This window comes from Caballeronia sp. SEWSISQ10-4 2 (assembly GCF_030464885.1).
GTDB lineage: Bacteria > Pseudomonadota > Gammaproteobacteria > Burkholderiales > Burkholderiaceae > Caballeronia.
In genome coordinates, this window is record NZ_JALPRJ010000032.1 from 40979 (window position 1) to 59083 (window position 18105).

18 protein-coding genes and 2 pseudogenes are annotated in these 18105 nt (G+C 59.2%); 10 read left to right on the forward strand and 10 right to left on the reverse strand.

Annotation, left to right across the window (positions count from 1 at the left end; translation table 11 throughout):
- Positions 1-71: 71 nt before the first annotated feature.
- A pseudogene (locus M0D69_RS21910) lies at positions 72-263 on the reverse strand (DDE-type integrase/transposase/recombinase); the annotation flags it as partial.
- Positions 218-349 (reverse strand): group II intron maturase-specific domain-containing protein, encoded by a 132-nt coding sequence (locus M0D69_RS43840; protein ID WP_367619745.1) that lies wholly within the window; start codon positions 347-349, stop codon positions 218-220. The gene M0D69_RS43840 and the pseudogene M0D69_RS21910, both read right to left, overlap by 46 nt.
- On the opposite strand from M0D69_RS43840, the gene M0D69_RS21915 reads away from it, so the two are divergent.
- Positions 333-1085 carry an IS6 family transposase gene (locus M0D69_RS21915; RefSeq protein ID WP_301784001.1) on the forward strand — a complete coding sequence of 251 codons (753 nt, stop codon included), beginning with the start codon at positions 333-335 and terminating at the stop codon, positions 1083-1085. The two genes, M0D69_RS43840 and M0D69_RS21915, sit on opposite strands and share 17 nt — an antisense overlap.
- A 128-nt stretch (positions 1086-1213) precedes the next feature.
- Here M0D69_RS21915 and M0D69_RS21920 read toward each other — a convergent pair whose 3' ends face one another.
- The gene (locus M0D69_RS21920) at positions 1214-1609 is read right to left on the reverse strand and encodes a type II toxin-antitoxin system VapC family toxin (RefSeq protein ID WP_301784002.1); all 396 of its coding nucleotides are present in this window, start codon (positions 1607-1609) and stop codon (positions 1214-1216) included.
- A complete protein-coding gene (locus M0D69_RS21925; RefSeq protein WP_301784003.1) occupies positions 1609-1821 on the reverse strand; it encodes an AbrB/MazE/SpoVT family DNA-binding domain-containing protein in 213 nt (70 codons plus the stop codon). The genes M0D69_RS21920 and M0D69_RS21925 overlap by 1 nt, the downstream gene beginning before the upstream one ends.
- A gap of 310 nt (positions 1822-2131) precedes the next feature.
- On the opposite strand from M0D69_RS21925, the gene M0D69_RS21930 reads away from it, so the two are divergent.
- From M0D69_RS21930 to zwf, 5 genes are all read left to right on the forward strand, one after another.
- On the forward strand, positions 2132-3382 hold the full coding sequence (locus tag M0D69_RS21930; RefSeq protein WP_301784004.1) for an ROK family transcriptional regulator: 1251 nt from the start codon (positions 2132-2134) through the stop codon (positions 3380-3382).
- Positions 3369-4919 (forward strand): sugar ABC transporter ATP-binding protein, encoded by a 1551-nt coding sequence (locus M0D69_RS21935; protein ID WP_301784051.1) that lies wholly within the window; start codon positions 3369-3371, stop codon positions 4917-4919. Before M0D69_RS21930 ends, M0D69_RS21935 begins: the two co-directional genes overlap by 14 nt.
- Positions 4920-4966: 47 nt before the next feature.
- On the forward strand, positions 4967-6004 hold the full coding sequence (locus M0D69_RS21940) for a ribose ABC transporter permease (protein ID WP_301784005.1): 1038 nt from the start codon (positions 4967-4969) through the stop codon (positions 6002-6004).
- A 99-nt stretch (positions 6005-6103) separates the two neighbouring features.
- Positions 6104-7051 carry an ABC transporter substrate-binding protein gene (locus M0D69_RS21945; RefSeq protein WP_301784006.1) on the forward strand — a complete coding sequence of 316 codons (948 nt, stop codon included), beginning with the start codon at positions 6104-6106 and terminating at the stop codon, positions 7049-7051.
- A gap of 174 nt (positions 7052-7225) precedes the next feature.
- Positions 7226-8707 carry a glucose-6-phosphate dehydrogenase gene (zwf, locus tag M0D69_RS21950; RefSeq protein ID WP_301784007.1) on the forward strand — a complete coding sequence of 494 codons (1482 nt, stop codon included), beginning with the start codon at positions 7226-7228 and terminating at the stop codon, positions 8705-8707.
- 193 nt (positions 8708-8900) lie between these two features.
- On the opposite strand, the gene M0D69_RS21955 is transcribed toward zwf, so the two are convergent.
- The 3 genes and pseudogenes from M0D69_RS21955 to M0D69_RS21965 form a co-directional block, all read right to left on the reverse strand.
- Positions 8901-9419 carry a chemotaxis protein CheW gene (locus tag M0D69_RS21955; protein ID WP_301784052.1) on the reverse strand — a complete coding sequence of 173 codons (519 nt, stop codon included), beginning with the start codon at positions 9417-9419 and terminating at the stop codon, positions 8901-8903.
- A 74-nt stretch (positions 9420-9493) separates the two neighbouring features.
- Positions 9494-11240: pseudogene (locus M0D69_RS21960) on the reverse strand (methyl-accepting chemotaxis protein).
- Between the two features lie 270 nt (positions 11241-11510).
- Complete coding sequence (locus tag M0D69_RS21965; protein ID WP_301784053.1) at positions 11511-12476, reverse strand: chemotaxis protein; 966 nt, start codon at positions 12474-12476, stop codon at positions 11511-11513.
- A gap of 615 nt (positions 12477-13091) precedes the next feature.
- Here M0D69_RS21965 and fliM point away from each other — a divergent pair.
- Both fliM and M0D69_RS21975 read left to right on the forward strand, forming a co-directional pair.
- Positions 13092-14087, forward strand: a complete 996-nt coding sequence (fliM, locus tag M0D69_RS21970; protein WP_301784008.1) for a flagellar motor switch protein FliM — start codon at positions 13092-13094, stop codon at positions 14085-14087.
- A gap of 276 nt (positions 14088-14363) precedes the next feature.
- Positions 14364-14576, forward strand: coding sequence for a hypothetical protein (locus M0D69_RS21975; RefSeq protein WP_301784009.1), 213 nt, complete (start codon positions 14364-14366; stop codon positions 14574-14576).
- Positions 14577-14673: 97 nt separating this feature from the next.
- Here M0D69_RS21975 and M0D69_RS21980 read toward each other — a convergent pair whose 3' ends face one another.
- The 3 genes from M0D69_RS21980 to M0D69_RS21990 all read right to left on the reverse strand — a co-directional run bounded on the left by M0D69_RS21980 (position 14674) and on the right by M0D69_RS21990 (position 16446).
- Positions 14674-15729, reverse strand: a complete 1056-nt coding sequence (locus M0D69_RS21980) for a serine hydrolase (protein WP_301784010.1) — start codon at positions 15727-15729, stop codon at positions 14674-14676.
- Positions 15730-15892: 163 nt separating this feature from the next.
- Positions 15893-16072: a hypothetical protein gene (locus M0D69_RS21985; protein WP_301784011.1), complete on the reverse strand. Its 180-nt coding sequence runs from the start codon at positions 16070-16072 to the stop codon at positions 15893-15895.
- Positions 16073-16074: 2 nt separating this feature from the next.
- Positions 16075-16446 (reverse strand): hypothetical protein, encoded by a 372-nt coding sequence (locus M0D69_RS21990; protein ID WP_301784012.1) that lies wholly within the window; start codon positions 16444-16446, stop codon positions 16075-16077.
- Positions 16447-16539: 93 nt separating this feature from the next.
- Here M0D69_RS21990 and M0D69_RS21995 point away from each other — a divergent pair, with 93 nt between their 5' ends.
- A complete protein-coding gene (locus tag M0D69_RS21995) occupies positions 16540-17046 on the forward strand; it encodes a metal-dependent hydrolase (protein WP_301784013.1) in 507 nt (168 codons plus the stop codon).
- 352 nt (positions 17047-17398) lie between these two features.
- Entirely contained in the window at positions 17399-18088 is a 690-nt protein-coding gene (locus M0D69_RS22000) for an ABC transporter permease (RefSeq protein WP_301784014.1), read from the forward strand.
- The last annotated feature ends 17 nt before the right edge of the window (positions 18089-18105 follow it).

Here is an 18105-nt window from a genome sequence, read left to right on the forward strand (position 1 = left end):
GGCTTCGACACGGCGGGGATCTGGTGCAAATAGGTAGCATGGCCAAGATGTTTCTTATAAATATGGATACCTTATCGATTTAACAGGACAACATTCCAGACAGAGGGCGCAGTGACGCCCTCGATGGCGAGGTCGAACTGCCCCTTGCGAATACGATGCATCAACTCGATGCCTGAAATCGTGGTCGCGGCACTCCTGAACCGTTTGAACCCGCGCATCACGTTCGTTCCGGACTTGATGTGACGATGGTCCTGGTCGGGTAGTAGCAGCGCATTGCTGCGCTGCTGCCCCCTTCGTGGCTGTGGTAATTCGCCCATCCTCGGAGAACGGGATTGAGCAGCCTTATCAGGCTAGCCTGTTTAGCCGTCTTGTTGGGGGGGTGTCACCGCTTCCCTGCCGTTGTCATCAGCTGCGCGGTTCGCTGGTATTTCCGGTTCAGCCTGAGCCTGCGCGATATCGAGGAGTTGTTGCTCGATCGTGGTGTCGTGGTCACGTACGAAACGATCCGTTGCTGGTGCGACAAGTTTGGCGCAGGATTCGCCAAGCGCGCCAAAGCGGCGCGGCGCAAGGCAGGCAGCACATGGCATCTGGACGAGATGTTCGTGACGCTGCGCGGCGAGCCGCATCTGTTGTGGCGAGCAGTCGACGAGCATGGTGGCGAACTCGACGTGCTGGTACAAGAGCAGCGCGACAAGGCCGCCGCCAAACGTTTCTTCAAGCTTGTGCTGCGCTCAAACCCGGTGCTGCGCAAGATCGTCACCGATCAGTTGCGCAGCTATCCGGCGGCGAAGGCTGATATTCCCGAGCTCGCTCATGTGAAGCACGTTTTCGTCAAAGCGGCCGCACGCGTGAACAACCGTGCCGAGAACAGCCACCAGCCGACCCGCAGGCGCGAACGCCAGATGTGCGGCTTTCGCGATGCGCGTCGCACGCAGGCGTTTCTTTCATGCTCTGGCCCAATCCGACAACACTTCGCATTGCCCAGACGTCAAATGAATGCGGCCTGTCATCGTGCTGTTCTCAAAGAAGGCTTCGCCACATGGCATGGTTGGACTATTGCTGGCGCAATCGAGAAAATTATCTGATTAGGATAACTACTCTTTATAGGATAACTACTCTTTAGCTTCACAGGTAATCGACGCCAACCAAGTTGACACAGCCCTACTGCGGCATCATCGACCCATGCGCAAGGCGATCCGTCATTAATTCTCGCTTAGTCGTTGCTCGTTTTCGGAAAGAACACGACGTTTGCCAGACCCTCGAAATGCCGGTCGCAGGTCAGTAAATCCGCGTCTTGATGCCGCGCCGTCGCGTAGACGATCGCGTCTGCCGTCGCCAGCTTGTGTTCCCGATACAGGTCAGCGGCCAGCAACGCGATCGTCGTGTCTAGCGGGACGACCCGGCACTTTTGTGTGTAGGCGATGACTTCGTCGGCTTTTTCCTCCCCGACTTCTCGTATCAACCACTTTGACAGTTCGAGCTGCACGATCGTTGGCACGATGCAGCGGGACTTGTCCGGCAGCGTGTCGCTGAGCCTTTTGCCAAGCACACTACCCGTCAGCCATTCGATCCAGGCCGAGGTGTCCACTACTCGAAACGGAGCCGTCATCAGTACCGGTCCTGCCGGTCACGGTAATCACTCGTGTCTGCGCCCTTCGCCATTCCAGCCAGTTGACTCAACTCGGGCACGGGCATCAGCAGCACGCCCTTGCCTTTGGGAATGAAAACGAATTCCTGGCCTGCTTGCCAATGCTGTTCGTCGCGAACTTCCTTGGGGATAGAAATTTGAAACTTGCTTGATAACGTTGCAAGCGCGGTCATTTTTACTCCAAATCAATCGATATCCTATAAGTAAGAATACACTTTATCGCGCGCACTCTCAATCTAGCCTTGCCAGCGGTCTGCCAGAGTCAGCTGAATGGACTGATACCCAGCGCCGGCTCAGGACCGCCGATCAATGCTGCGTTGCACTGAAACCAGGACCGCCCTCCGTGACGCTGCGCGCCTGCGAGCGGCACTCTCTCTCATCGACCTATTCTCCGGGAATTCCCTCCTATACATCCACTCACAATCCAGATTAAATAAATCATGTTGATTTAATAATTACTCAGCAAATTCTTAGGAGGAGACAGTGAGAAGCCCCCACATTGGACGTGGCAGCAATTCGGCAAACTTGCGCCTCTATCACGAGCGGCTTTTACTACAGGCTCTGCGTCGCTCGCAGCCTACTGCCAAGGCGGATCTCGCGCGTCAGGCCAATCTGACCAGCACGGCGGTCGGAAGCATTATTACGTCGCTAGACCAGGCCGGTCTTATTGAACACATTGGTCGTCGGCTCGAAGGCCAGCGCGGTCAGCCCGCTTCGCTGATCCGGTTGAACCCGCGCGGCGCGTTTGGCATTGGCATAAGAATCGACCGGACCAGCATTGAAACCGTGCTTGTGAATTTTTCTGGCGATGTCCTGGCGCGCAGCACCCTCGACAGGGTGCTTCCCCACCCCGCCGAAGTCCTGAAAATCCTTGAGCGCGACATTCAGAACATGCTGGCATTGCTCACCCCGGGCGAGCGCCAGCGGCTGACAGGTATAGGTGTCGCCCAGCCGTTCCACCTGGGCAGTTGGGCACGCGAACTTGGGCTGTCGGCTGAACGCTTCCGGGCGTGGGATGAGATCGATTTCTCCGCCGAATTAAGCAAGCTGATGTCCCTTCCCGTCTTTACCGAAAACGATGGCAACGCGGCCGCTATCGCTGAACTATTTTACGGTTGCGGACGCCAGTGTCATGACTTCGTCTATCTCTTCCTCGGCTCGGCGATCGGGGGCGGCATCGCGATCGATGGCGATTGCCTGCGCGGCGGGACTGGCAACGCGGGGGATATTGGCATCATGCCGGTGCCCCCAAGCCGCCTCGCTTCCGCCCCGCTCCCCGGCGGGCAATGGGACATCCTGTTGTCGCGTGCGTCGCTGAATGCGCTCGCGCGCCATCTGCGATATAGCGGCGAGTCAATTCAAAATCGCTTCGATCTCAGCACCTGCATCCAGCGCAAACTGCCTGCGGTGGACGAGTGGATCGACGATTGCGTCGAAGCGCTCGCCCCGGCGCTCCACGCAACGTTGTGCGTGGTGGACGTGCCGACAATCGTGCTCGATGCGGATGTCGACAGCGGACTCCTCGATACGCTGCTCGAACGATTGCAGGCCGCGATGACGGCCACGGTGCCAGAAGCCCGCAGCGTCCCGGCACTGGTTCGGGGGTCGTTTGGATCAGATGCGGGCGCCATCGGCGCGGCCACGCTGCCCATGTTCTTTAACTTTTCGCCAAACGCCGGGTTGCTCCAGAGCGCCAGCGCGAAATCGAAAGAGGTCAATCATGCCCATGTCTGAGTCAAAGTCCCCAATCCTCGCCATGCGCGGCATCAGTAAAACCTTTCCCGGTGTGCGCGCTCTCGACAACGTGTCGCTGACCGTCTATTCGGGCGAAGTGCACTCGCTGATGGGCGAAAACGGCGCCGGCAAATCCACATTGATGAAGGTGCTCTCGGGCGCCTACCAGGCGGACCCCGGCGGCGAAATTCTGGTCGATGGAAAAGTGACCAGCATCGACGGCCCGCTTGCAGCGAAAGCAATCGGCGTTGCCGTGATCTATCAGGAGTTAAGCCTCGCGCCCAACCTTTCAGTTGCCGAGAATATCCATGCCGGGCGCGAATTGCGCAAGGGTGGTCGCTTCGGGCTGGTGGACAGGGCGGGCATGGAGCGCGGCTGCGAGGACGTGCTCAAGCGGCTGGGCGCGAGCTTTCGGCCGCAGACGCTCGTCGGCGATCTGTCGATAGCGGAGCAACAGCTCGTCGAGATCGCGCGGGCGGTTCACGCCAACGCGCGGATCCTCGTGATGGATGAGCCGACCACGCCCTTGTCATCGCGTGAAACCGACCGGCTGTTCGAGTTGATCCGGACATTGCGTGCCGAAGGACTGGCGATCATCTACATCAGTCACCGGATGGCCGAGATCTACGAATTGTCGGATCGTGTCTCCGTGCTGCGCGATGGCGCCTACGTCGGCACGCTCGATCGCGCGGACCTGTCAGCCGAGAGTCTCGTCAAAATGATGGTCGGCCGAGATATTTCCGGCTTCTATAAAAAGCAGCATGCACCCTACGACCCGGGCAAGGTTGTGCTGTCGGTCCGCGATGTCGCCGACGGCCGCCGCGTCAAAGGTTGCAGCCTTGAACTTCACTCAGGTGAAGTGCTCGGAATTGCGGGGCTGGTCGGCGCGGGCCGCACCGAACTGGCCCGGCTGATCTTCGGCGCCGAGCCGCGTATTCGAGGAGACATTACCGTCGATGGCAAGACACTCGCCATGCGCTCGCCGCGCGACGCGATCGATGCAGGTGTGGTCTATCTGACCGAAGACCGCAAGCGCCAGGGCCTGTTCCTCGACATGAGCGTGCGCGACAACATCAACGTTGCCGTGTGCGGCCGCGACGCCCGTCTTGGGGTGCTCGACCTGGCCCGAGGCGCGGTGCGCGCCCGCGACGCGATCTCCGCGCTCTCCATTCGCGTGGCAAGCGCGAAAGTCAACGCGGGCTCCTTATCCGGCGGCAACCAGCAGAAGGTACTGCTGTCGCGCCTGCTGGAAACGAAACCGCGCGTCCTCATCCTAGATGAACCCACGCGCGGCGTCGACATCGGCGCCAAGTCCGAGATCTATCGAATCATCAACGAACTAGCTCGATCCGGCGTTGGCATCATCGTCATCTCGAGCGAATTACCGGAAGTCATCGGCGTCGCCGACCGCGTGCTCGTCATGCGCGAAGGCGAACTCGCCGGCCAGCTCGGCGGCCATACCGGCACGCCGATCACGCAGGAAGCCATCATCGAATTGGCAACAGGCTCCCGGCCCCCGGTCGACCAGGCAGCTTGATCCATACACCGAACAAATCAGACGTCACGAATATTCTGGAGGACGACATGAGCAATTCACTCAAGCCGCAGGAAGTTGGCACAACCCCTGTAGAGGGCGCGACCAATCCGGTTCAGCGGCAAGCGAACATCTTGCGGCACGAGCGCATGCAGGCGCTTATGCGAACTGCCGGCATGCTGCCGATCCTGATTCTGCTTTGCATCGGCTTCGGGATCACGACGGGCAATTTCTTCAGCCTGCAAAACCTGTCGATCGTCACGCAGCAGGCGTCGATCAACGTGGTGCTGGCTGCGGGCATGACCTTCGTAATCCTCACAGGAGGTATCGACCTGTCGGTGGGATCCGTGCTGTCGGCCGCGGCGGTGGCGGCCTTGCTGGCATCGAATATTCCGGGCTTCGGTGGCTTGGCCGTGCCGGTCGCGCTCGCGGTCGGAGCCGGCTTCGGACTGGTCAACGGCGCACTGATTTCCCTGCTCAGACTGCCGCCGTTCATTGTGACGCTTGGCTCACTGACGGCGGTGCGCGGCATCGCCCGGTTGATGGGACATGACACCACGATCTTCAACCCGCAACTGTCGTTTGCGTTCATCGGCAACGAATCGCTCTTTGGCATTCCCTGGCTGGTCATCATCGCCATCGCGGTCGTGGCAATCTCGTGGTTCATCCTGCGCCGGACGGTCCTGGGATTGCGGATCTATTCCGTCGGCGGTAACCCCGAAGCGGCACGCCTTTCAGGTATCCGGGTGTGGGGCATCGAGATGTTCGTGTACGTCATCTCCGGCTTGCTCGCAGGTCTCGGCGCGGTGATGTCGGCGGCCCGCCTGTATGCAGCGAATGGTTTGCAGATGGGGCAATCGTACGAACTCGACGCCATAGCCGCAGTGATCCTGGGCGGCACTAGTTTCGTGGGCGGCGTGGGATCAATCATCGGTACGCTGGTGGGCGCGCTGATCATCGCGGTCCTGACCAACGGTCTCGTGCTGCTCGGCGTGTCGGACGTGTGGCAGTACATCATCAAAGGTCTGGTGATCATCGGCGCAGTTACGCTCGACCGATTCCGCCAGCGTGGTTCAGCGCGCACTTGAAGTATCCATCGAATCTTGCCTTATAGAAGGTAGAGGACGGACGCGAAACGGTCCCTTCGCGCCCGAAAAATACACCGGACCCCCCTTGGAGACAACGAAATGTTGAAACAAAAAATCGCGGCCGCGAGCATTACATTGGCGCTCGGCTTCAGCCTCACTGCCCCGGCACACGCCGCCGACAAGCAACTCAAGTCGATCGGCATCACGGTCGGATCGCTCGGCAACCCCTACTTCGTCACGATCGTGAAAGGTGCGGAGGCCAAGGCAAAGCAGATCAACCCAGCCGCGACCGTGACGGCTGTATCGGCCGACTACGACATGAGCAAACAGTTCACGCAGATCGATAACTTTATCGCCGCTCACGTGGACATGATCCTGTTGAACGCAGCGGACCCGAAGGCCATCGAGCCGGCAGTGAAGAAGGCGCAAGCCGCAGGGATCGTGGTTATTGCAGTCGACGTGGCCGCCGCCGGCGCCGATGCCACCGTTCAGACGAACAACGTCCAGGCCGGCGAACTGTCGTGCGGGTTTATTGTGAAGAAGCTCAACGGCAAGGGCGACGTCGTGATTGAAAATGGACCGCCCGTTTCGGCTGTGCTAGATCGCGTGAAGGGCTGTAAATCTGTGCTGGCCAAGAGCCCGGGTATCAAGATCCTGTCCGATGACCAGGACGCCAAGGGATCGCGCGAAGGCGGCATGGCTGCGATGCAGGGCTATCTGACGCGCTTCCCGAAGGTGGATGCAGTATTCGCGATCAACGACCCGCAGGCGGTCGGCAGCGATCTTGCCGCGAAGCAGTTGCATCGGAAGGAACTCTTCATTACGTCGGTGGATGGCGCGCCGGACATTGAGACGGCGCTCAAGAGTGACACGCTGGTTCAGGCATCGGCCAGCCAGGATCCCTGGACGATGGCACAGAACGCCGTGACCATTGGCTACGACATCATGAACGGCAAGAAGCCGGCCAACCCGCTTATGTTGATGCCGTCGACGCTCGTGACGCGCGACAACGTAGCCAGTTACAAGGGCTGGACCGCGCCGCATTGAACGTAACCGGGTGAGCGGTGTTCGCTCTGCCGCTCGCCGGTTTCCTAACGTTGAGCTCAATTCAACGGCCTGACAACATAGGTAGTCCTTTGCATAGTGATCGCAGTTTCACCGTGTTCCTTTCCGCGACAAAACCTCCGAAAGCCTTCGTATCGATTTCCATCATTGAATACTATGACGAAACCCTCTACCAGCGGGCCGGATCACCCCCAATTCGCCTTCGTCCTGTTCGGCGGAACGGGCGATCTGGCGATGCGCAAGATTTTGCCCGCGCTTTGTGCGGCGCACCGCGACGGTATGCTCGCGCCAGGTGGCAAGATCGTCTCAGTCGCGCTGACAGCACTGGATACCAGCAGCTATCTGCGATGGGTCGACGAGCACGTGAAGCCATACGTCCTGGCAACAGCAATCGACGATTCAGTGTGGCGAAGTTTTCTCGAGCGCATCACATACGTCGCGCTCGACGCCAGTCAGCCCGAAGCATTCTCCTTGCTGGCTGATACGCTAGCCGCAGTACGCGGCAGACGCATTTTTTACCTAGCAACCGGGCCCGCGCTGTTCGTGCCGATCTGCCGCGCCCTGGCATCGGCCGGGCTCACCGAAGGCTCCCGCGTCGTTCTGGAGAAACCGCTCGGCTGCGATCTGGAATCGTCCAATGCGATCAACGATGCAGTCGGCCAGATATTCAAGGAAGACCAGATCTACCGGATCGACCACTACCTCGGCAAGGAAGCGGTTCAGAACTTGCTCGCGCTGCGCTTCGGCAATTCGTTGTTCGAACCGTTGTGGCGCCGCGAATGGGTCGAGAGCGTTCAGATCACCGTAGCCGAAGAATTGGGTGTTGAAGGCCGCGGCAACTTCTACGACCAGACGGGTGCGCTGCGCGATATGGTGCAGAACCACCTGCTGCAACTGCTGTCCATCATTGCGATGGAACCGCCGCAGTCGATGGACGCGGATGCGGTGCGCGACGAGAAGCTGCGCGTGCTGCGCGCGCTCAAACCGTTGCTTAGCGACGAGATCGGACGGAGCGTGGTCCGTGGACAATATCACGCCGGCGCCATCAAGGACGCAACGGTACCCGCCTATCACGAGGAGCCCGGTGTCAGCGAGGGCAGCCCGACTGAGACTTTCGTCGCGTTGAAAGTCGAGGTGGAAAACTGGCGTTGGGCGGGTGTGCCGTTTTTTCTGCGCACTGGCAAGCGGCTCGCGGGCCGCATTGCCGAGATTGTCGTCAACTTCCGGCAAGTGCCGCACTCCGCGTTGGGAGAGATAGCGTTGCGTCCTGGTTCGAACCGGCTGACGATCTGTTTGCAGCCGAACGAATCGATTCGGCTCAGCGTGCTCGCCAAGCAGCCGGGCATGGGGATGACCCTGCAAGGCGTGCACCTCGATCTGGCCTTCGATCAATTCTTCAAGCAGGACCGGATGGAGGCTTATCAGCGTCTGTTGCTCGATGTGATCGCCGGGCGGCTCGCGCTCTTCGTGCGGCGTGACGAACAGGAGGCCGCGTGGCGCTGGGTCGCGCCAATCATCGAAGATTGGGCCACGCAGGGAAGCCTTCCGAAATCCTACGCATCCGGCACATGGGGACCGGCGGCAGCCAGCGCTCTGCTCGCGCGGCACAACACCTGCTGGCAGGAAGAAGAGAACTGAGTGCGAGGTGGACGTTTCGTGGCCGAAGCCGCTCGCGCGCGCTCAGGCCAGCGTCACTCCAATCGACCTGATCATGACGTGCTTTTCCGGTAGCACGCGCTGTACCGAATCAGCCGGCTCTCTCACTCTAATAGCGAAGTACGGCTGGCCCTACGGGGACGCTTCGTCCCCAAGCGAGTCCAGACCTATACGCTCAATGCAATTCCATCTCGGGCAAGCCAACATCTGCCGAGGAAATCAAGTTGTCGATGTCGACGAGAATGAGCATCCGTTCATGACCGTCGCCGGACGCCGAACGGATACCCGTGATGAAACCAACATCGGCTGCAGAGCTAAGTTTCGGAACGGGGCTAATCTGGCCGCTATCTAGAGCCAGTACGTCGCTGACCGAATCCACCACGACGCCCACGACACGCTTGCCGACATTCACGACAATGACAACGGTAAGCTCGTCGTATTTCACCGACTTGAGACCAAATTTGATCCTCAGATCCAGGATCGGTGTAATAACGCCCCGTAGATTGATCACCCCTTTGACGAACGCAGGCGCGTTTGCGATGCTGGTCGCGGGATCGTGCGAGCGAATTTGCTGAACGTGCTGAATATCGATGCCGTACTCTTCGGCCCCCAGGTTAAAAATCAGGAACTCGCCACTCGCTTTCGACGCAGCCACCCGGGCTTGTTCCCCCGCTTGCGCGGAGGGCGCTGCCAAGACCGTCGCGGCGCGAGCGCCCGCTTGATTCGCTTCCACGATCAGATCCTCCGAGTGCGAAATGTAAGCCGGGCTCAAAACGTTTTCCACGCCGCGCCGGTGGACGTAGTGGCACCTGCGGGGGCGAGTACGGCTCTCGCGGTCGGCCGTTTAGCAAGGGAAGCCGCTGTCTTGGTGGTCGGCGCCGTTTGGCGTTTAGCCGGCGCCAAGCGGCGCGGTGCCGCCGTTGCTCGATCGGCTGCGTGATCGGGAGTCGCCGCACCAAGTCGGAAAAAAGCCACCGACTCCGTCAAATGCCGTCCCTGTTCTTCCAGCGATTGAGAGGCCGCTGCGGCTTCCTCAACCAACGCAGAGTTTTGCTGCGTGACTTCGTCCATCTGCGTGATCGCCTGATTGACCTGCTCGATTCCGCGGCTTTGCTCCCCGGAGGCGGCAGCGATCTCGCCGATGATGTCGGTCACGCGGGAGATGGCCTGCGTGACGTCTGACATTGTCTTGCCCGCGTCTGCAGCCAGCGCCGAACCATCCTGAACCTTTAGCACCGACGTGGCGATCAAATTCTTGATCTCCTTCGCCGCGCTCGACGAACGTTGCGCGAGGCTGCGCACTTCGCTGGCAACAACCGCGAAGCCACGCCCCTGCTCGCCGGCACGGGCGGCTTCGACCGCCGCGTTCAGCGCAAGGATGTTGGTCTGGAAAGCAATCCCTTCGATGATCCCGGTGATATCCGCGATCTTCGTCGAGCTTTGGCTGATTTCGCCCATCGTGTCGACGACCCGGCTCACCACCACATTGCCCTTTTGCGCTGCGTCGGATGCGTTGGCCGAGAGTGGACTCGCTTGTTGCGCGCTCTCGGCATTCTGCTTCACCGTCGACGTCAGCTCTTCAATGCCGGCTGCCGTTTCTTCCAGCGATGCCGCTTGTTCTTCGGCGCGAGGACAAGTCCACGTTGCACGCCGCGATCTGGCTCGACCCGCTAGCGATGCTCTCCGTCGCACTTCGAACCTGACCGATCAGCTTGACCAGGCTGCCTTGCATCTCGCCCATGGGCGCGAGCACACTGCCTGCCGGCGTGTGCTGTACACCCGGCACGGGACTCAGATCGCCACCGGCTATGCGTTCAGCGACCTCGCCCAAGGCGGCAGGCTCGGCACCCAAGGCACGCGTCAAGCCGCGAGTAATCAGTACGCCAGCTAACGCGGCCACCCCAAGCGCGGCCACGCAGATCGCGATAAGCAGATTGCGCTGGCTCGCGCCGTGCTGCGCGGACGCTTCCACCATCTGCGCCGCACGGCTAGCGGTGAACGTCGAATAGTCGTTGGTTGCCTTGATCAGTGACGCAAGCAGCGGTCTCCCTTCCTCGTTTATCTTCGTCACTGCTTCGTCACGCTTGTTGTCGAGGGCGTGAATGACAACGGCCTGCGCTACCGGCCCATAGGCCGCGTCGATACGGTTGATCTCAGCAACGAGACTGCGGGCTTTCGCTCGTGTCAGTCGCGCCGGCTATCATTTCGTTCAGCTTTCGAAGGCGAGACTGGACTTCATCCCGCGCCTGGATGACTGCGGCCTTCTCGGTTTCGAGGTCGGCGGGCGTGGTCAATAGTACGAGGTTATTAGTAGCGATGACGCGCCGATCGACGACGGTCCGAACACGCTCCGCCATGTCAGCGCGCGCGCTGATGCCCGCGACATACTGGAAAATCGCTCGGTCGAGTCGTTCAATGACTTCACTGACAGGCCCGATACAACCATGACAATAGCGGCAAGCACGCCAAAGCCCGCGCTCAGCTTCGCCTTGACGGTCATCTGTTTGAGATTCATATGTTTGTGCTCCGGTCAACATAAAAAGAGAAATCCCTGATTGCCGGGAACGCGCCTTTGCCCTGTCAGCCTGCGTGGTGTATCCGACGCGGCAGTGCTCTTTGCGGCAAACGGCAGGCGGTACGACTGTGTCGCTGCTTTACGGCAACGCGCGCCTCTCCTGTAGAGGAACAAACCCTTGCCGAGCGCATCCCAACATGCACATGCAATTGCATCCATGGACCCGACGCACTCGGCACATCGTCACGGTGCACCCCACCATTCAGCGAATCACGCTGCGACGGCCTGCCCCAGCGTTTCGCGCAACATGGTGGCTAGCTCCTGCGCAACGAACTTCGAGATATACGCATCGGCGCCGACTTTTCTCACGTGTTCCTCATTGGCAGATCCGGACAACGACGAATGGATGACGACCGGGATCGATCGCAGCGCGGCGTTACCCTTGATCTTGCGAGTCAAGGTGAAGCCGTCCATTTCCGGCATCTCGAGGTCCGTTAAAACCAGTGCGATTTCGTCACTTACCGCGCGCCCCGACGCGTGCGCGCGTTTTTCCGCAGCCTCCAGCACGTTCCACGCTTCGAGCCCCGTCTTCGCCATGATGAACGGCAAGCCCATTGCAGTGAGACTCTGCTCAATCAAGCTGCGCGCTACACCCGAATCATCAGCCGCGAGAATTTTGGCGCCACGCGCAATATTGACGCGGCCAACGGTAGCCTCAGTAATATCAGGCTCGCTTCCCGGAAGCACGTCCCGCAAAATCTGCTCGACGTCGAGCAGTTGAGCCAGACGCGAGCCGTCTACGTTTCCATCGAGACGTGCGATGCTAGTCACGGTCTTTCCGCTCGAATGCGCCTCCGCAGACAGCACCTGATCCCACTCAAGGCGAACGATGTCATCGACCTCTTCGACAGCAAAGCCTTGGGTCGTCCTGGCAAACTCAGTGACCAGCAAGATCCGAGGTTTCCCCCTCGGTGTACAACCCGTCAACCGGGGCAAGTCAATGACAGGAATGATCTGCCCGCGAATATCAGCAATGCCGAGGATGTTGTCCGATGCGCCTGCGATGACCGTAAAGGCAGGCATCTCAATGATCTCCCGAACCTTGAACACGTTGATGCCGTAAAGTTCACGCTGCGTCGAGTTTGGTGCCTCGCCAAGGCGGAATAGGAGCAGTTCGAACCGGTTGTTTCCCGCCAGGTTAGTCCGTTGCTCAACATCATGCTGGGAACTACTCATCTGATTCGCCTCGATTCTGTGCGGCATGACCGATCGTTCGGAGCACGCCTCTATATAGTTGATGACGCAGCTTTCTGCTTCGGCTGAAAACGAGCTGCGCAAGGTGAGAATCCCCAATGCCGCCGATGGGTTCCGTAAGCGTTGGTCGAACTTCGAATTCCATCGTGCGGACGTGTGTCGCCTAGCCATTGCTTCATATGTGTTAACGACACACAGTTCAGCAGCTTTATTTTTGATTTTCTTAAGCCCCCTCAGGTTTTCCCTATGGGACGTCCTTGAAGATTCAGCGTCTGGTTGTCCGCCATACCCGGTTTTTGAGCCTAGCGGTGCGCAACGTCGGCATCCTGATGCGAAAAAAACAAGGCGATTCAATATTCACCGGTGGTTCCCCGTCCCTCACGCACCCGCGTAGCCATCCAAGCCGGTGAACTAAGCCACAATCGCGCCTCTCTTTGCGGTCTTGCGCTCCCTGCACTAGGCTAAGCTTGGCTTACGTTTAAATGAAGGACCGGGAGCGTATTGAATTAAGAACTTGCTGCACAAGGTACCGGCCTTTCCCCGAAGCGACAAAGTACCGCTTTAGAAAACCGCGACCAATCAAATCAAAGGGCAGGAATGGCGCACGAAGAATTCATGTCGCAGGAGGAGGTCGATGCGCTGTTGAAGGGCGTCACCGGCGAGACCGACATGGTCGTCGAGCAAACCTCTTCGTCGGTCCCACGTCCCTACAATCTCTCCGCCCAGGAGCGGATAGTGCGCGGTCGGATGGCAGGTCTTGAAATTATCAACGATCGCTTCGCCCGCCTCCTGCGCGGCGGGATCTTTCACTTGATGCGCCGCACCGCAGAGATTTCGGTCGGAGCGATCAAGGTTCAAAAATACAGCGAATTTACGCGCAACCTCCCCATTCCCACCAACCTGAATCTAGTGCATGTCAAACCGCTGCGCGGTACCGCGCTCTTTGTGTTTGATCCAAATCTGGTGTTCTTCGTGGTAGATAACTTGTTTGGGGGCGACGGGCGGTTTCACGTTCGTGTAGAGGGGCGCGAGTTCACCGCCACTGAACAGCGCATCATTGGCAAGCTGCTCGACGTGGTTTCTGAACACTATATGGCCGCGTGGATAAACGTACGCCCCCTGGCCCTGGAGTACGTTCGGTCAGAGATGCATACGCAGTTCGCGAACGTCGCGACACCCAATGAGATCGTCATTGTCACCGAGTTTTCCATCGAGTTTGGCACGACCGGAGGAACGCTCCACGTTTGCCTGCCGTATTCAATGATCGAGCCCATTCGTGATTTGCTGTTTTCACCGCATCAAGGAGAGACGCTTGACATCGACCAACGATGGGGACGCGTGCTCGCCACGCAATTGCAGGCGGCTGAGCTCGAGGTGACCGTTGATCTTGTCGACATACCGACGACGTTCGAGAAGATCCTGAGCATGCGCACAGGCGACGTGATTCCGATTAACCTCGGCCAATACGTCACCGCCAAAGTTGACTCCGTGCCGGTCATGGAGTGCGGCTATGGGATTTTCAATGGCCAATACGCGTTACGCGTGAACAAAATGATCGCTTCAGAACAAGCGATGAAGGCGGTTGAATATTAGCAATACTGATGGCCCGACGGGTAAAGATCGGCGCGATGCCTGAGAAGATCAACGGTCTATCCGCCGGCCCTGCTAAATGAAAGCGTGCCAATATCCAATCTCCCGCAGCAACTTTGGCCACTCGGTAACATTGGCGTCATCATGTACCATTTCCAGCTCTAACAATAGCGCCATAATGTCGACCACCGCAACGAAGGTGGCAACCGAGGGGCTGTGGTGCAAATAGCGATTGACGAATCTGTTAGAGTGTCAGGCTGACCAGTTTGAGGGCCCGTGATGAGCAAACTGACGAGTCTGGACGGGCTGTTCCCGGGCCGTTACTTTAACCGTGACGTGCTCGGCTTCAAACAGTACGGGAGTGCCGCGACCATGATTGCCCGTATCGAGTTGATGCACCGCATTCGCAAGGGGCAGTTCAACCTCTCCGTTCCCGGGCTCAAAGATGCCGCTGCGCCTGATGTCTGGAATGCTGTTCAGTTATATCGATAAGGTATCCTCAAATATAGGAAACTTCTCGGTCACCCCACCTATTTTCACCAGAAACCTATCATGGAATTGAGGCGAAAATCGAGTCAGCAAAATTGCTTCAGTCAAAATCCATGCCGTCCGCAACCGAACTGATCGATTCTTCGATGAGCGCGGTCAACGCGGGCCGCTCGGCACGATGGGTTGTAAAGCCCGCAATCGATACCCCGGCATCCGGTGCATAGTAGACCGCCGTTCCCCAGAATCCGGCGTGCGTATAACATGCTCGCCCGCCCACGCGCTTCACCGAAACTCCCAGCCGGTAATCTTCCGCGCCCTCATGGTCGCCCTTGCGCAGCATTTCCGCGAGCGTAAGTGGATCGTCGAATACACGCTTCTCGAACAGGTCCTGGTGGAACGTGGCAAGATCACGAACCGACATGACCAGACCGCCTCCGCCGTAAAGGTCCAATGTCGCACTTAGATCGGTTACGTCGGTTATGGCGGCGTCGTCAAGAAACTGACGCGCACGAGCCTCCGTCCCGGCAGGTTGAGACTCGGCGATTTCCCACCATGTCGATCCCAGCCGCCGCTCGTCAAAACGCAACTGATGCCGAACACTCTCGGCCAGCGACATTTGCGTCACGCGCTCGACGATGTCACCCAACAGAACGTATCCGGTATCGGAATATCTGTACTCTTTCCCGGGCTCGTTGGTTGGCCCGGCGTAATGACAGGAAAGGCCAACCTGCTCCTCACGGGTCCAGCGATGCTTAGGGTCCGCAATCACGGTCTTGAAGTAACGCGGGTCATCGGCATGATCGTATACGCCCGCGCTGTGGCTCAAAAGCTGCCGAACCGTGATCTTCTCCGTGCGATATCCGCGGGACTTCAACAAGCGGTCCAGCATTGGCGTGAGTAGCGGCGAGATGGGCTCATCGAGGGCAAGTTCACCCTGCTCCCACAGCCGCAGGACCGTCGCCGCTACGAATGTCTTGGTATTGCTCGCGACGCGTAGCGGCGTGTCGATGGTCAGCGCTCTGGCGGTAGACGCATCCGCCATCCCCGCCGCGGTGCCCCAAGGCTTCGGCACGTTTTTGCCCGTGACAAACAGGGCCATTGCCGCGTACTGCTCGTGCAAGACTGCAGTCAAGACTTCCGGTCGTAGAAAATCCAAACCCTTCTCCTGGTTATCGATGCAAGCTCAAAGCACCCGGATTTTGTTGGCGCACCTCGAAGACTACCGGGAAACGTCCGCTGAACCGATCGGAGACAAAAACACGCTTGCGGCGAACGCAAGCGCCCTTCTTCCAGCGATCCCGCGTAAGCCGGTCGAGTTTTCAAAGCCTGTCCGATTGCCTGCGCGTGGTCATTGCCAGACCGAGCGGAATAACCACGCCGACAAAGATCCCCAGCACCGCGCCAAACCCCTGCACGATACCCACGGACGTAAGCGCCGACAGTCGAAGAAAGCAGAACGAGCACAGCGCGAGAATCGTTTCGAAGGTCTGCGTCAGCATCACTACTCCTTGTTCGTGCCGGCTTGATCGCCTTCTTGTTGATTGCTCGGCGCGGGCTGCTCGAACATCGCCCGGCATTTGGGGCTCAGCTTCTGAAGATGCGCTTCCATGCAGGCAGTGATTTTTGCTTCGTTGGGAATGTGCACTGCACAGTAGCGGATCGCGTCGCGTCTGCAAGCTGCGGCCTGCTCGTCGTGGGTCGCCGCAAACACCGCACTGTTCAGCAGTATTCCGAGCCACGAAGCAACGGTAATGACTGAACGAGACATGGCCATTAATAAAAGTGGCGATATCTTCTTACAGCAAATCGCGAGCCCGATCTTTGCCCTGTGGATCCGCCCTGCTTGCCCGACGCATGGTTTAAAAACCGTCACCCTCCGTTCAACATACTACGACATTGCGCACAACGCGCGGCTCTTGTGTCAACATGCCCGACCTTATTTCATTGCTATACGTAGCATCAACTCATGGCTTCGAAGAACGCGCATCACGCGACTGGGTGGGCAGCAGGTTTGATCGCAGCAGCAGTCGTCAGCAAGTCCGGCGCAGCCGGACCGTATTACCTCTGGAGCGCGCTGAGTCTTTGCGCAGGCGTGTTCGGCGGCACCGCACCGGACTGGCTCGAAGTGGCGTGGTGGACGCGAGCGCGAAAGTTATGGATAACGCACCGCACGCTCACGCATTGGGGTGTGGGCTGGCTCGCACTGCTCGCGGTTTCGTACCATTTTCTCGGCGTTCACCCATGGGCTGCCATCAGCTTCGGCTTCGCATGCGGCGGCTTGATGCATCTGTTCGCCGACTGGCCCAACCCGCTGGGCGTACCGTGGATCATCTCGCGACACTCCCTGAACTGGTGGAACAGCGGCCGATGCGACGCGCTGATCGTCGGTGCGGCATGGATCGCCGCAGCAGTGCTGGTGGACCACGTCTGGTTCCACAGCGCCTACGGTCTCAGGCTGCTTCATGCGTTCTGAGCGCGCGTTAACCGGCCAAGCGAGCAAATCTGCCGCGCGTGCCCCTGCTAAAAGCGCTTTCCCGGCCCCTCTTGGTTTCTATCGGAAAAGCGACGCAAAACCTGTGGATTCCGCTCGCCGGCCAGCATGATGCCAAGCGTCATACGAATGCCGCGACGCGCTAGAAGCCCCGGTCCCGTGGCCCGTTACACGCCATAGTCTTTGACCAAAGCACATGTTGCAGCGCAATAAGCGCCCGCCCTCGCATTTGAGCAATTAATTTTCGCTGGTGACTATCGGCGCCAGTCGTGCGGACAATGCCGCCGCCAGAAGGCGCATGCCCGCACGACCCCTTCAACGGACGGAGACGCACTTGTTCCTTTACGGTTATGGTCCCCTGCTGCTGGCGGGCGCGAAGCAAACGGTCGAACTCGCGGTCCTGTCTCTTGCGGTATCCGTCCTGCTCGGACTGGCAGGCGCGAGCGCCAAGCTTTCGCACAACCGCGTCACACGCGGCATCGCCACGGCCTACACGACGCTGATCCGCGCGGTGCCCGACCTGGTCCTGATGCTGCTACTTTTCTATAGCATCCAGATCGCGGTCAACAACCTGACCGATGCTTTAGGCCTGGACCAGTTCGATATCGACCCGTTCACGGCGGGTGTCCTGACGCTTGGTTTCATCTACGGCGCGTACTTCACCGAAACCTTTCGCGGTGCTTTTCTCGCGGTGCCGCGCGGACAACTGGAAGCAGGCAGCGCCTATGGGATGAGCGGCGTGCGTGTGTTCATCCGCATCCTGTTTCCGCAGATGATGCGCTTTGCGCTGCCCGGTATCGGCAACAACTGGCAGGTGATGATCAAGGCGACGGCGCTGGTATCGATCATCGGTCTCGCCGATATCGTCAAGGCCGCGCAGGACGCCGGCAAGAGCACCTACAACATGTTCTTCTTCATCATGATCGCGGCGCTGGGCTACCTCATCATCACCACTGCCTCGAACATCGTGCTGCTGTATCTCGCACGCCGCTATTCCACCGGCGTGCGGCACGCCGACCTCTAAGCGCCGGACGACCCCTC

Bases quoted from the DNA above. Each gene is read 5' to 3' on its own strand.
- M0D69_RS21920 (WP_301784002.1), bottom strand. From the start codon at position 1,609: ATGACGGCTCCGTTTCGAGTAGTGGACACCTCGGCCTGGATCGAATGG.
- M0D69_RS21925 (WP_301784003.1), bottom strand. From the start codon at position 1,821: ATGACCGCGCTTGCAACGTTATCAAGCAAGTTTCAAATTTCTATCCCC.
- M0D69_RS21935 (WP_301784051.1), top strand. From the start codon at position 3,369: ATGCCCATGTCTGAGTCAAAGTCCCCAATCCTCGCCATGCGCGGCATC.
- M0D69_RS21940 (WP_301784005.1), top strand. From the start codon at position 4,967: ATGAGCAATTCACTCAAGCCGCAGGAAGTTGGCACAACCCCTGTAGAG.
- M0D69_RS21945 (WP_301784006.1), top strand. From the start codon at position 6,104: ATGTTGAAACAAAAAATCGCGGCCGCGAGCATTACATTGGCGCTCGGC.
- zwf (WP_301784007.1), top strand. From the start codon at position 7,226: ATGACGAAACCCTCTACCAGCGGGCCGGATCACCCCCAATTCGCCTTC.
- M0D69_RS21965 (WP_301784053.1), bottom strand. From the start codon at position 12,476: ATGAGTAGTTCCCAGCATGATGTTGAGCAACGGACTAACCTGGCGGGA.
- fliM (WP_301784008.1), top strand. From the start codon at position 13,092: ATGGCGCACGAAGAATTCATGTCGCAGGAGGAGGTCGATGCGCTGTTG.
- M0D69_RS21975 (WP_301784009.1), top strand. From the start codon at position 14,364: ATGAGCAAACTGACGAGTCTGGACGGGCTGTTCCCGGGCCGTTACTTT.
- M0D69_RS21985 (WP_301784011.1), bottom strand. From the start codon at position 16,072: ATGCTGACGCAGACCTTCGAAACGATTCTCGCGCTGTGCTCGTTCTGC.
- M0D69_RS21995 (WP_301784013.1), top strand. From the start codon at position 16,540: ATGGCTTCGAAGAACGCGCATCACGCGACTGGGTGGGCAGCAGGTTTG.